The following is a 13,990-nucleotide window of genomic DNA, read 5'->3' as shown; positions in this document are numbered from 1 at the left end:
TTTTAAATCTACTGGGTTTTTTCAATTGAATTATACCGTTACAATGTTATTTACTGTAATTCTCATTTCTTGAGCAGCGGCTACCATTTCGATTAAAGCCTTTTTGGTTTCGTCCCAATGGCGGGTTTTTAAACCACAATCTGGGTTTACCCAAAGTTGGTGAACAGGAATCACTGCAGAAGCTTTTTCTAATAATTTCACCATTTCGGTACTGGAAGGTACACGAGGCGAGTGAATATCATATACGCCAGGTCCTATTTCGTTTGGATAATTGAAATCTGCGAAAGCATCCAGTAATTCCATTTGCGAACGCGAACATTCTATGGTGATCACATCGGCATCCATGTCGGCAATATTCTGGATGATATCGTTGAATTCGCTGTAACACATGTGCGTATGAATCTGGGTGTCATCTTTTACGCCACTTGCCGAAATTCTAAACGCTTTTACCGCCCAATCCAAATAGGTTGCCCATTCTTCTTTACGTAAAGGTAATCCTTCTCGAATAGCAGGTTCATCAATTTGGATGATCTTAATTCCTGCATTTTCTAAATCAACAACTTCGTCTCTAATCGCCAATGCAATTTGAGTACAGGTTTCTGAACGCGGTTGATCGTTACGGACAAAGGACCATTGCAAAATAGTTACGGGGCCAGTTAGCATTCCTTTTACCCATTTTGGTGTAAGCGATTGTGCAAAAGCAGACCATTTTACAGTCATTGGATTTGGACGCGAAACATCGCCATAAATAACTGGGGGTTTCACACAACGGCTGCCGTAACTTTGTACCCAGCCATTTTTGGTAAACGTAAATCCATCGAGTTGCTCTCCAAAATATTCCACCATGTCATTGCGTTCAAATTCTCCATGAACCAAAACATCAATGCCAGTTTCTTCTTGAAAGCGAATTGTTTCTTCGGTTTCTTTTTGGAGTAAATCATCGTATTGCTGTTGATTTAATACGCCTTTTTTAAACTTTGCTCTCCAGCTGCGCACTTCGGCAGTTTGAGGGAAAGAACCAATAGTTGTCGTTGGAAACAAAGGAAGATTCAATACATCTATTTGTTTTTCTCTACGAATGGAAAATGGATTTTGTCTTTGGTCATCGCCGGTTGTAATGCTGGCAACACGATTTTTTACCGCATCGTTATGGATTAATTTTGATGTTTTTCGGTTTTCATTGGCAATCGTGTTTTCTTTAAAACGGATAGAATTACTGATATCTATTTCATTTGAAGCAAAATATTTAAGCAGTACTATTTCCTCTGTTTTTTGTTTGGCGAAAGCTAGCCATTGCTTAATTTCAGGAGTTAGTGTTGCGTTGTTGGTTTCTAATTCCAAATCACACGGCGAGTGAATAAGAGAGCACGATGGCGCAATTAGAATTCTGTTTTCGCCAAGTGTGTCTGTTGCTTTTTTGATAAGAGCTAAAGATTTTTTGAAATCATTTTTCCAGATATTTCTTCCATCTACAACACCAAGCGAAAGATTTACATTGGCTGATAATTGTCCTGATTCCAGAATGTCATCCAATTGAGAATGACAACGCACCAAGTCTAAATGCAACGTATGAACAGGTAAGGCGAGAACAGTGTCAAGATTTTCGCCAAAACAATCAAAATAATTAGCAAGAATCAATTTGATTTTAGGGAAACGTTTATTGATTTCGGTATACACATAAGTGATGGCACTTCTTTCTTTATCAGTTAGATTCAAAGCTAAAAATGGTTCGTCAAATTGAATCCACTCTACTTTTTCATTCTCCAGTTTTTGAAGAATTTCAAAATATACTGGAAGTAATTTTTCGATAAGATCAATTCTATGGAAACCTGTTTCCTTTTCTTTTCCAAGAAGTAAATAAGTAACGGGACCTATTAGAACTGGTTTTGTTGGGATTCCTAAGGCATTGGCTTCTTTGAACTCGTTGATTAATTTTTCGGAGAATAACTTGAATTCTTGATCTTTTGTGAATTCGGGTACGATATAATGGTAATTGGTGTCAAACCATTTTGTCATTTCCATAGCAACGACATCTTGTCCATCTTTTTGTGAACCTCTTGCCATGGCAAAATACAAATCGATAGTGGAGTTAGTTTTTGCTAATTCTTGATAGCGCTTTGGAATAACACCTAATGTGAGTGATAAATCCAGTACTTGATCGTAAAACGAAAAGTCGTTAGAGGGGATTAAATCGATTCCAGCCTCGACTTGTAATTGCCAGTTTTCCTTGCGGATAGTTGCGCCTACAGCCAAAAGTTCGTCTACTGAAATTTTTCCTGCCCAGTACGATTCACAGGCTTTTTTTAATTCTCTGTTGCTACCAATTCGCGGGTAGCCAAGATTGTTTGTTAGCATTTTGTTGCTTTTTAAATGATGAATAAATCAATTAAAAGCTCTTGATGCATTTCAGAATGCTCGTTAGAAATGAAAAGTAGAAAGGAGAATACGTTGCAAAAGAGAAATGCACAATAAGGCATAAATAGTCATGCTCATTGTGTTCAAAACGCACCATACCTGACTATTGCTTCAAATCGCGAAAGCATTGTCAATTCGATAAAAGGCAGGTCTCCTGACTTGTAACATTTTTATCATCCTTCCCATTTGCCATTGGCATACAGTGGATCTTTTTTCAGATAAAAACTTTTTGTGTTACTTACAGTTGCGCGACAGTTCGTGATTTACACACGATTCCCTATTAATCTACAGTTAAGTAAAACCCTTATCGGTTGATGAAGAAATAAATTAAGAACTTAAATTCGGTACAAAAGTAACACTAATCCTTTGAAGTTTTTTTCGATAGGTTTGTTAATTTGTTATTTTTAGGATATTGTATTAATAGGATGAGATACTTTATATTTTTCATATAAATAAAGCCATACCTGACTTTATTTCACTTGATAATGTGTCTATTTCTTCTATCTTTGGAAAGAAATTTTAAAAAGAAATCATGAACTGGGAACAACTTTTATCACTAAGACGACAAGGCGACAAAGGCAAAAGATTGCGTGTAGAACAAGACGACACCCGCTTGGGTTTTGAAGTTGATTATGACCGTATTATTTTCTCGTCCGCTTTTAGAAGTTTGCAGGATAAAACACAAGTTATTCCCTTGTCAAAAACTGATTTTGTGCATACTAGATTGACGCACAGTTTAGAAGTTTCGGTTGTTGGGCGTTCTTTAGGACGATTGGTAGGAAAAAAAATCATCGAAAAATATCCACATCTGAAAGAAGTTCATGGCTATCATATGAATGATTTTGGGGCTATAGTTGCTGCGGCATCTTTGGCGCACGATATTGGGAATCCACCTTTTGGACATTCCGGTGAAAAAGCAATTGGCGAATATTTCTCCATTGGAAAAGGGCAACAATACAAAGACCAGCTTACGTCAAAAGAATGGCAGGATTTAATTGATTTTGAAGGAAATGCGAATGGTTTTTCGGTACTGACGGCCAGTCGTCCCGGAATTGAAGGTGGACTTCGAATTTCGTATGCAACTCTAGGAGCTTTCATGAAATATCCAAAAGAAAGTTTACCTAAAAAACCAACAAAAGACATAGCCGATAAAAAATATGGTTTCTTTCAAACTGAAAAAAACTTTTTTCAAGACGTGGCTTCTGATATGGGTTTGATTCCAAATAAATCGGGAGACAATATTGGTTTCGAAAGGCATCCTTTGGCATATTTAGTCGAAGCTGCAGATGATATTTGTTATACCATTATTGATTTTGAAGACGGTATTAATTTAGGATTAGTTTCCGAAGATTTTGCGTTGGAATATTTGATAAAATTGGTGAAAGACAGCATTGATACTTCAAAATACAAGACTTTAGAAACCAAAGAAGACCGAATAAGTTATTTGCGTGCTTTGGCAATTGGTAGTTTGATCAATGATGCAGTGAAAGTTTTTATCGAAAATGAAGCATTAATTATGGATGGTAAATTCCCGTTTGCTATCATGGATAAAAGTAAGTACAAAGCACAGATGGATGATATTATCAAAATCAGTGTTAAAAACATTTATCAAAGCCGAGAAGTCATCGAGAAAGAAATTGTTGGTTATCAAATTATTCAAACTTTGTTGGATAAATTCATAACGGCTTTCAATAATAAATTCAACGGAACTGCTTCTAATTACGACTCTTTGATTCTGAAAATGTTGCCTGAGAAACACCATTTGGAAAAAGAGAATCTTTATGGAAGATTACTTCACATTTGTCATTATGTATCGCTTTTGACTGACGGGAATGCACTTGAATTGTTTGAAACTATTAATGGCAGAAAGAAGAATTAATTTTTAGAATATATATTCGATTCCAACACCAATGGCTTGTCGTACTTGTGTTTTTGGGCCTTCTGTTACTTGTATTCCTTCGATTTCTCTTTTAGATTTGATATCATCATCATAAATAACATGGGCTCCAATATTTGCTTTCACATATTGATTTACCACAAGCTCTACTAGAAAGTCGCAATCTACATCTATATTTCCAAAACGGTTTATGTAATCAGAATATAAGCTTAAACGATTTTCCAGATTAATGTTTTTGAAGATTTCTTTTTTGTATTTATTGGTAACTAAGAATCCAAGTTCCATTTTTGATCTTTCTCCTTCGGTAAGCAGATTTCCATCCAAGTCGTAGGTGGCTTTAGCAACTCCAAAAGCACCTTGATTTGCTAATTTTTGATCTAAAACTAAGGTAGTTTTAAATGTAAACGGAGAGATGTAAAATGTTCTTTTTTTATCCTTATCGATATTTTCAGCGCCTACACCCATAAATATATAGGCAGGTGCAAAGGGTTTTGAGATTGCTTTTTCAGTATTTGGATAGGCGTAACCGTTTGTGAATTGCGTATTAAAATTGAATTTAGCCGAATGATACCAATTTGAAAGAGTATCTCTTCTATAGCCAAATGTAGAGTTTAATTGTATTGCGTCTTCTGTTTTTCGTATATCAATTCCGTCTTGTTTATTCAAGCCATATTTAACGATTAACTCATTTGACCAGTTGTAATTACTACGGGCATAAACTCGATGAAATTTTCCTTTAAACAATCCTGAAATCGAACTTGTTCCTCCGGCACTCCAGTTAACAAAGGCAACTTCAGAGATGTCAAAGCCTAAACTGTTTTTTTTGCTCCAATAGGATAACGGAAGGTAATGTGTCAAGGTTTGAATTTTCAGTGCTACTTTCAGCGGTCTATTTGCTGTTGATAGCGTTGTTATTGGTCTAAGTGTGTCAGATAACGGTGTGATTCTTACTTCTTGAGAGAAACAATTGAATGAGATTGTAAATGTTAGTAAAAGGAAAGTGTAGGTTAATAATTTCATTTTGGGCTAGTTGTGTTTAAGGTTGCAAAATAATTATTTTAATAACTCGAAAAAAGTATTTCAAGACTTTTAACGTCAATTTTGCAATATTGTTGTAATTCAGCTACAGTTCCATGTTCAATAAACTCATCAGGAATACCCAAAACAGTAATTTTTGAGGTATAATTATTTTCTGAGGCAAACTCGAGAATTGCACTTCCAAAACCGCCTTTTACAGTTCCGTCTTCTATAGTAATTATTGTTGCGAATTCTGTAAAAATAGTGAGCAATGCATTTTCGTCTAACGGTTTAACAAATGAAAAATCATAAAGCGCAATATTTTCTGGATGTTTTATTTTGGCTATAGCCAAAGAGACGTTGTTGCCAATAGTTCCATTGGATAAAACGGCTACTTTTGAACCTTGTTTTATGCAAATACTTTTTCCAATTGCTATTTTTTCATAGTTTCTAAGATGTTTCGTTTGCCAATCTTGAATGACTCCGCGACCTCTCGGATAGCGAATGGCTATAGGGTGATTTAATCCTAATTGAGCAGTATATAAAATATTTTGCAACGCTATTTCATTTATTGGGGCATGAATAATCATGTTAGGAATGCAACGCAAATAAGCCAAATCGAAAACACCGTGATGCGTTGCTCCGTCTTCTCCCACTAAACCTGCTCTGTCCAAACAAAAAATTACTGGAAGATTTTGTAGCGCCACATCGTGGATTATTTGGTCGTATGCTCTTTGTAAAAATGTCGAGTAAATATTGCAATAAACTACCATTCCTTGTGTTGCCATTCCGGCGGCTAAAGTTACCGCGTGCTGTTCTGCGATTCCCACGTCAAAAGCACGTTTTGGAAAGGCATCCATCATAAATTTCAGCGAACTTCCTGACGGCATAGCAGGTGTGATTCCTATTATTTTTTCGTTGCTTTTAGCCAAATCCAATACGGTTAAGCCAAAAACATCCTGATATTTTGGAGGTAAATTTTCTTCGGATTTAATGTGAATTTCTCCTGTTAAAGCGTCAAATTTCCCAGGAGCATGGTATTTTACTTGATCCTCTTCGGCTTGTTGAAGACCTTTTCCTTTTGTGGTAATGATGTGAAGGAATTTAGGCCCTTTTATTTTTTGTAAACGTTTCAGTTCTTTAATAACGGCAAAAATATCATGACCATCAATAGGTCCTGAATAATCAAAATTCAATGATTTAATCATGTTGTTTTGCCTCGGATTTTTTCCTTCTTTTACGGCAGTGAGGTATTGTTTCAAAGCACCTACACTTGGATCAATCCCGATAGCATTATCATTTAGAATCACCAGTAAATTAGCATCAGTAACTCCGGCGTGATTTAGTCCTTCAAAAGCCATTCCTGAAGCGATCGATGCGTCTCCAATCACCGCAATGTGTTGTTTGTTAAAATCGCCTTTCAAATTAGAAGCTATTGCCATTCCTAAGGCTGCCGAAATAGAAGTAGAGGAGTGTCCTACGCCAAAAGCATCGTAAATACTCTCACTTCTTTTTGGGAAACCGGAAATACCGCCGAGTTGACGATTGGTATGAAAATTTTCTCTTCTACCGGTCAGTATTTTATGGCCGTATGCTTGATGACCTACGTCCCAAATCAATAAATCGTTTGGTGTGTCAAAAACATAATGCAAGGCAATTGTCAATTCGATGACTCCTAAGCTTGCGCCAAGATGACCTTCTTTTACAGCCACAATGTCGATAATAAAATCGCGTAATTCTTGGGCAACTTGAGGAAGTTGCGCTTCGTCAAGCAAGCGTAAATCGGTTGGGTTATTTATAGTAGAGAGAAGGCTATTTTTCATTATTTGCAAAAAAACAAAATTACATTTTTAATGTTAGAACATGTCGTTTTCGTACTTGGTAATTCGTTTAATTTGTAAAGTGTCAACTTTCATTATAATTTTGGTCCTAAAAAAAGACTTTTTAATGGTGTCTGGTACAATTGTAAGTGATAATTGAAATTCACAATTTCTTTTTTTACCATTCTCTTCTCCAGGATACCATTTTGGAGATGATTTTAAAACTCTAGATAATTCCTCACTACTTGTAACTCCTAGTTCTTTAATAATTTTAACTTCTTTTAAATTTCCATCTTTTTCAATACTAAAAGAAGCGATAATTTCACCTTGTAAATTTTTATCATTTTTAGGGACTTTGAAATTGTCTTTAATAAAAGAATAAAACTTAGAAACACCCCCTTTAAAATCTGGATATACGCTAATTCCCATGCCACCATATACAGTATTATCTTCGTATATGTCATTAGTTTCATTTATAGTTTTTTCTTCTTTTTTATATTTTACCTCTCCACATTTAATAGTTTTCGGTTGTTTAAATTTCAACTGATTAATTTTTGGTGGTGGCGGTAGTACGACTTGGTGTAAAGAGTCATTTGATTTTTGAGGTAATAACATTCCAACTGTCATGGTTTTGATTTCAGTTGTATCCTTAATAATCTCTACTTTATCAATTTTTTGTTTGTTTCCATTTTTATCGGCACAACTAAACAAAGTGGTTCCCATTGTGATAAACAATGCTAACAAAAACATTTTGTGATACTGAGTTTGAATATAAAGTGCACGACTCGGGATTTGAATGGTAATCGAATCTAATTGCGATTTTCTCATTCTACCACAGATATTCTGATTTTGATTTTGGATGAAAAAATGCTGCACTTCTTCAGGTAACATTGCAGTGAAATCTACAACAGTTTTAGCGCAACTCATACAAAAACGACCTTGGTCATTTGGAGTCATTTTGTTCCAATCCTCTTGACAAGGTTCTGAAATTGTGATTTTATATTTCCTTACCATACTTTACGTTTCTGATTATAAAACTAACGAAAATTATTTCAAATCCTTACTTTTGCTGTATGATAAACCCATTTACCGACGAATATTTCATGAAAAAAGCTTTGCAGGAAGCCGAAATGGCTTTTGAAAAAGGCGAAATTCCTGTTGGAGCGCTAATTGTCATTGATAATAAAGTTATTGCTCGAAGTCATAATTTAACCGAATTACTGCATGACGTTACGGCCCACGCCGAAATGCAATCTATTACTGCTGCTGCGAATTACCTTGGCGGGAAATATTTAATAGGTTGTACACTGTACGTCACACTGGAACCTTGCCAGATGTGCGCCGGCGCTTTATACTGGAGTCAGATTTCGAAAATTGTGTATGGAGCCAGCGATGAAAATAGGGGTTTTGTAAAAATGGGAACGCAATTGCATCCTAAAACTACGGTTGTGAAAGGTGTTTTGGCAAATGAAGCTTCTGAGTTGATGAAGCGATTTTTTGTCGAGAGAAGGAAGTGATGTTGTGAACGAATGCCCTAGCCCAGATAGCAGTGGAAATCCTTTTCTTTTTTTTCTTAAAAAAAGAAAAGATTGTAACGGATAGCTGGAAATAGCTCATAAAAATAAATAAATTATAAATTACAGATTGCTTCGAAAAATCTCGCAATGACGCACAAAAAAACCGCCAATCTCACGAAAGGCGGTTTGTGATTTATTCTATGACAGCATTTTCTTTTTTGTCGTAGAAATGATATTCTAAATACGTGTAAGCATCACGAGGTATAATTTTCACCCATTTTTTATGTTCAAGAAACCATTTTGAACGTAATGATGGAAAACCTTTGGTAAGGTATGCGGCCACAAAAGGATGTACATTAAGCACAACATCTTTGTGGTTTTTTAATACTCTTTCTAAATCAAAAGCAATTTTATCAATGATTTGAATTGGCGCTTCAATTTCGCCGCTTTCATTGTTTGGATCTTCTTCTCTAGTTTTAATATTTACTTCAGGTCTTACTCTTTGTCTTGTAATTTGAACTAATCCAAATTTGCTTGGAGGTAAGATCTTGTGTTTAGCTTTATCATCGCTCATTTCTTCTTTCAAGAAATCGAACAACACTTTACGATTTTCAGGATTTGACATATCGATAAAATCAACTACGATGATTCCGCCCATATCCCGAAGACGTAATTGTCTTGCGATTTCGGCAGCAGCAATCATATTGACTTCCATGGCGGTATCTTCCTGGTTGGTGGCTTTATTAGAACGGTTTCCACTGTTTACGTCTATAACGTGCAAAGCTTCAGTATGTTCGATAATAAGATACGCACCTTTACTCATGGATACTGTTTTTCCAAAAGAAGTTTTGATTTGTCTCTCTATGTTGTATTTCTCAAAAATAGGTGTGTCTTTTGATTGATAAAACTTAACAATTGATTGTTTGGATGGTGCAATTTCTTGCAAATAATCCTTTGTTTGGTTGTACAACTCTTCGTCATCTATCTGAATACCACTGAAGGTATCGTTGAAAACGTCTCTTAATATCGAAGAAGCTCTGTTGAGTTCTCCTAATACTTTGGACGGATGATGAGCAGTTGGTAATTTTTTACACATTGCAGTCCATCTGCTGAGCAGGTTCTGCAAATCTTTTTCTAATTCGGCTGTATTTTTGCCTTCGGCTACTGTGCGAACAATAACACCAAATCCTTTTGGTTTGATGGATTGTACTAATCGTTTCAAGCGTTCTTTCTCTTTTTTGTCTTCTATTTTTTGTGAAATAGAAACGCGGTCAGAAAACGGAACCAAAACTATAAATCTTCCGGCAAGAGAAAGCTCAGCGCTAATTCTAGGTCCTTTTGTAGATATAGGTTCTTTGACGACTTGTACTAAAACAGATTGATTGGAACTCAAAACATCAGTAATGGTACCATCTTTGTCTATTTCTTTTTCAAACTGAAAGTTTTTTAGGGAGAAATCTTTTAATTTACCTGCGCTTACAAGTTTTATGAATTTCAGTTGGGAAGCTAAATTAGGTCCTAAATCATGATAATGTAAAAAGGCATCTTTTTCGAAGCCTACATTTACAAAAGCAGCGTTAAGTCCGGCAACTGGTTTCCTGATTTTGGCAATAAAAATATCACCAACCTGGAAGTTGCTTTTTTCTTCTTCTTTGTGTAATTCAATTAGTTTTCCATCTTTTAATAAGGCAAAATCTACGGCTTCAGAACTAGATCTAATGATTAATTCTTTATTCACGCTGTACATTTTTATCTATTCGCCAAGGCGAACAAATGGATTAAACAATATTTTAACAGGTATTGAACCCGGGGAAAATTAGCTGGCAGTTTGCAGTGTTAAGTTCGCAGTTGAATGGATACTAAAAACGAAATGCTGATTACTAATTTTCAATTTCAATGAACGTTTAAAAAGAAAAAAGTAGTTTAAAACTACTTTTTCTTCTTGTGACGGTTAGCTCTCGCTCTTTTCTTGCGTTTGTGCGTTGCTACCTTATGTCTCTTTCTTTTTTTACCACTTGGCATATCTTGTAGATTTTATGATTAATTAATATTGTTATTTTGCTTCGTTATTTGTTTTCACTCCTTCTACAAAAACTTTTGCAGGTTTGAATGCAGGAATGTTGTGTGCAGGAATTTTTATTGTTGTATTCTTAGAAATATTTCTTCCTGTTTTCTCAGCTCTAGTCTTCACTATAAAACTTCCAAAACCTCTTAAATAAACATTGTCTCCAGTTTCTAATGAATTTTTTACTTCATTCATAAAGGTCTCTACAGTTGCCTGTACATCTCCTTTTTCAAGACCTAATTTTTCTGAAATTTTTGCTACGATATCTGCTTTCGTCATTTTCTTTCCTATTTATAATGTTGTACTATTTTTTTGAGTTTGCAAATATAGGAATTTAAAAAACAATTATTCAAGCTAATTCATTAAATTTTAATCACATAAACTTTTACTTTTGCTAACAAATAATTAAAACATGATTTTTTCTAACTCGCTAATACAATGGTATTTACAAAATAAACGTGATTTACCTTGGCGAAATACTACCAATCCGTACCCCATTTGGCTCTCTGAAATCATGTTACAACAAACGCGTGTTGCACAAGGAATGCCTTATTTTTTATCTTTTACAACCGCTTTTCCTACTGTTTTTGATTTGGCTAAAGCCAATGAAGAGCAAGTTTTGAAACTTTGGCAAGGACTGGGATATTATTCCAGAGCTAGAAATTTGCATAAAACAGCACAGCATATCGCTTTTGATTTATCGGGAATCTTTCCGGGGACTTATAATGACTTATTGAAATTAAAAGGTGTAGGAGAATATACTGCAGCGGCCATTGCTTCTTTCTCTTATAATGAAGCCGTTCCTGTGGTTGATGGAAATGTATTCCGTGTTTTGTCGCGTTATTTTGATATCGATACGGATATTGCTCAAGCTTCCGCCAAAAAAGAATTCGCTGCTTTAGCTTTCGAACTGATGCCAAAAGACAACCCGGCAACGTTCAATCAAGCCATTATGGAGTTTGGTGCTTTGCAATGCGTTCCTAAAAGTCCGAATTGCGGTATTTGTGTTTTCAACGAAAGTTGCGCTGCTTTGCAAAAAAATAAAGTTGATCAGTTGCCTATAAAATCCAAAAAACTAAAAGTTAGAAACCGATACTTTAATTATATGGTCGCAGCAGATGAAAATAACAATACTATAATCCAGAAAAGAACGGACAAAGGGATTTGGCACAACTTATATGAATTTCCTTTGATGGAAACTGAAAAAGAGGAAGATTTTGATTGTGTTAGCGAAGCTGTTCAAGCGGATTATTTTAAGGATAATACCATCGTAAGTATGTTAGAATACAACGAGAAAAGTATTATTCATAAGCTGTCACACCAGCATTTACACATCAAGTTTTGGAAAGTAAAAATAAAAGGAACTATTGAAAACGGAATTGATGCTGAAACTTTGAAGACTTTTCCGTTCCCAATTGTGATTCATAATTTTATTGAAAAGGATTTATAGAGTTTCTAAAAAAATGTATCTTTGATAAAATACCAAATTCTAAAATGAACGGAACATTAAATAAGGTTATGCTAATTGGTTTTCTTGGTGACGACATCAAAATGCATTATTTTGATGGAGGCAATTGTATAGGAAGATTTCAGCTGGCAACAAACGAAGTCTATATCAACAAAACTACCAACGAAAAAATCACTTCTACGGAGTGGCATAATTTGGTAGTACGTAATAAAGCGGCTGAACTTTGTGAAAAATACCTTTCTAAAGGAGATAAAATATATGTGGAAGGACGCATTAAGTCCCGTCAATGGCAATCAGAGGATGGAAGTACAAAACACACCACTGAAATTCAGGTAACGGAATTCACTTTTCTTACAACAAAAAAAGACAGTGAAAACAACAAACAAATTCCTGCAGCTGATGTTCCTAAAAACACTAATTTTGACCCGGAAAATAATGTCCTGCCTATTAATGACTTGCCATTTTGATTGTTTAATTAATCTTGACTAATTTGGACCCAGAGCCCAGTTTATTTTTTTCTTATGCTATTGATGCTAATGTAGTATTTGGCTTTATAGGAATTGCCATTTTGTTGTTTTGTTCCGCATTAATCTCAGGTGCTGAAGTAGCCTTGTTTTCGTTGTCACAAAAAGACATCGACGAAACGATACAAGAAAATAATTCCAAAGGAAAAATTATTTCGGAACTTTTAGAAAAACCAAAAAAGCTCGTGGCAACTCTTCTTGTTGCTAATAATTTTATCAATATTTCCATAGTATTATTGTTTTCCGTTGTTGGGAAAACTATTTTTTCTGCTGTAACAGCGCCACTTTTAAAATTTATTCTGGAAGTAGTGACTGCAACCTTTTTAATTTTGTTATTCGGTCAGGTCTTGCCAAAAGTATATGCCAGCAGAAATAATACAAAGTTTGCCAAACTGATTGTATATCCAATTGCTTTTCTCGATAAATTGCTTTCGCCAATAAGTTTGCCTATGCGCGCTGCCACGATTTATTTGCACAATAAATTAGGAAAGCAAAAATCAAATTTCTCCGTTGACCAATTATCACAAGCCTTAGAATTGACCGCTTCGGATGAAACTTCTACCGAAGAACAAAAAATATTAGAAGGCATTGTAAGCTTTGGAAATACCGATACAAGACAAGTGATGAGTCCCAGAATAGATATTTTTGCTTTAGAAATAGACGAATCCTTTTCTGTTATTTGCCCCAAAATCATTGAAAAAGGATATTCCAGAATTCCGGTTTATCGGGACAATATAGATCAGATTGAAGGCGTTTTGTATGTCAAAGATTTGCTGCCGCATATTAATACAAATGAATTTGACTGGAAATCGTTGTTACGAGAACCTTTCTTTGTTCCGGAAAATAAAAAACTGGACAATTTACTGAAAGACTTTCAGAGCATGAAAAGTCATCTCGCGATTGTGGTCGATGAATATGGAGGAACTTCCGGGTTGGTATCTTTGGAAGACGTTATTGAAGAAATTGTCGGTGATATCAGTGATGAATTTGACGACGAAAACATTAATTTTTCCCAAATTGACGATAGAAATTACCTTTTTGAAGGAAAAATAAACCTCAAGGATTTTTATCGAATTATTGATGTTGATGAAGAATTATTCGAAGTCAAAAAAGGGGAAGCCGAAACACTGGCTGGTTTTATTCTTGAAATTTTGGGAAATTTTCCGAAAAAAAATCAAAAAATTTCATTCGAAAACTGCCTGTTTACAATAGAAGCAGTGGACCAAAAAAGGGTGAAGCAAATAAAAGTAACAATTGAATAAGTAAA

At 35.0% G+C, this 13,990-nt stretch carries 11 protein-coding genes and 1 riboswitch; of the genes, 5 read left to right on the top strand and 6 right to left on the bottom strand.

What is annotated here, in order from left to right:
• Positions 1-30: 30 nt before the first annotated feature.
• Positions 31-2,355 carry a 5-methyltetrahydropteroyltriglutamate--homocysteine S-methyltransferase gene (metE, locus tag ACXX80_RS03760; RefSeq protein ID WP_458552079.1) on the bottom strand — a complete coding sequence of 775 codons (2,325 nt, stop codon included), beginning with the start codon at positions 2,353-2,355 and terminating at the stop codon, positions 31-33.
• 187 nt (positions 2,356-2,542) lie between these two features.
• A riboswitch (cobalamin riboswitch) is annotated at positions 2,543-2,736 on the bottom strand.
• 211 nt (positions 2,737-2,947) lie between these two features.
• On the opposite strand from metE, the gene ACXX80_RS03755 reads away from it, so the two are divergent.
• Complete coding sequence (locus ACXX80_RS03755) at positions 2,948-4,294, top strand: deoxyguanosinetriphosphate triphosphohydrolase (RefSeq protein WP_458552078.1); 1,347 nt, start codon at positions 2,948-2,950, stop codon at positions 4,292-4,294.
• A gap of 3 nt (positions 4,295-4,297) precedes the next feature.
• On the opposite strand, the gene ACXX80_RS03750 is transcribed toward ACXX80_RS03755, so the two are convergent.
• The 3 genes from ACXX80_RS03750 to ACXX80_RS03740 are packed head-to-tail and all read right to left on the bottom strand — an operon-like array spanning position 4,298 to position 8,163.
• Positions 4,298-5,332: a DUF3078 domain-containing protein gene (locus tag ACXX80_RS03750; RefSeq protein ID WP_458552076.1), complete on the bottom strand. Its 1,035-nt coding sequence runs from the start codon at positions 5,330-5,332 to the stop codon at positions 4,298-4,300.
• A gap of 38 nt (positions 5,333-5,370) precedes the next feature.
• Positions 5,371-7,152, bottom strand: a complete 1,782-nt coding sequence (locus ACXX80_RS03745) for a 1-deoxy-D-xylulose-5-phosphate synthase (protein ID WP_458552075.1) — start codon at positions 7,150-7,152, stop codon at positions 5,371-5,373.
• Positions 7,153-7,185: 33 nt separating this feature from the next.
• On the bottom strand, positions 7,186-8,163 hold the full coding sequence (locus ACXX80_RS03740) for an energy transducer TonB (RefSeq protein WP_458552074.1): 978 nt from the start codon (positions 8,161-8,163) through the stop codon (positions 7,186-7,188).
• A 59-nt stretch (positions 8,164-8,222) separates the two neighbouring features.
• On the opposite strand from ACXX80_RS03740, the gene ACXX80_RS03735 reads away from it, so the two are divergent.
• Complete coding sequence (locus tag ACXX80_RS03735; protein ID WP_113634079.1) at positions 8,223-8,666, top strand: nucleoside deaminase; 444 nt, start codon at positions 8,223-8,225, stop codon at positions 8,664-8,666.
• A gap of 193 nt (positions 8,667-8,859) precedes the next feature.
• On the opposite strand, the gene ACXX80_RS03730 is transcribed toward ACXX80_RS03735, so the two are convergent.
• Both ACXX80_RS03730 and ACXX80_RS03725 read right to left on the bottom strand, forming a co-directional pair.
• Positions 8,860-10,404 (bottom strand): Rne/Rng family ribonuclease, encoded by a 1,545-nt coding sequence (locus tag ACXX80_RS03730; protein ID WP_113634220.1) that lies wholly within the window; start codon positions 10,402-10,404, stop codon positions 8,860-8,862.
• Between the two features lie 315 nt (positions 10,405-10,719).
• Positions 10,720-11,010, bottom strand: coding sequence for an HU family DNA-binding protein (locus ACXX80_RS03725; RefSeq protein ID WP_066080765.1), 291 nt, complete (start codon positions 11,008-11,010; stop codon positions 10,720-10,722).
• A 133-nt stretch (positions 11,011-11,143) separates the two neighbouring features.
• Between ACXX80_RS03725 and mutY the strand changes: the two genes are divergently transcribed.
• The 3 genes from mutY to ACXX80_RS03710 are packed head-to-tail and all read left to right on the top strand — an operon-like array spanning position 11,144 to position 13,985.
• The gene (mutY, locus tag ACXX80_RS03720; RefSeq protein ID WP_458552073.1) at positions 11,144-12,181 is read left to right on the top strand and encodes an A/G-specific adenine glycosylase; all 1,038 of its coding nucleotides are present in this window, start codon (positions 11,144-11,146) and stop codon (positions 12,179-12,181) included.
• Positions 12,182-12,225: 44 nt separating this feature from the next.
• On the top strand, positions 12,226-12,666 hold the full coding sequence (locus ACXX80_RS03715; RefSeq protein ID WP_315209334.1) for a single-stranded DNA-binding protein: 441 nt from the start codon (positions 12,226-12,228) through the stop codon (positions 12,664-12,666).
• 23 nt (positions 12,667-12,689) lie between these two features.
• Positions 12,690-13,985, top strand: coding sequence for a gliding motility-associated protein GldE (locus ACXX80_RS03710; RefSeq protein WP_458552072.1), 1,296 nt, complete (start codon positions 12,690-12,692; stop codon positions 13,983-13,985).
• Positions 13,986-13,990 lie beyond the last annotated feature (5 nt).

It is taken from the genome of Flavobacterium sp. GNP002, from assembly GCF_054343795.1.
This window is presented reverse-complemented; position numbering and strand designations above follow the sequence as displayed.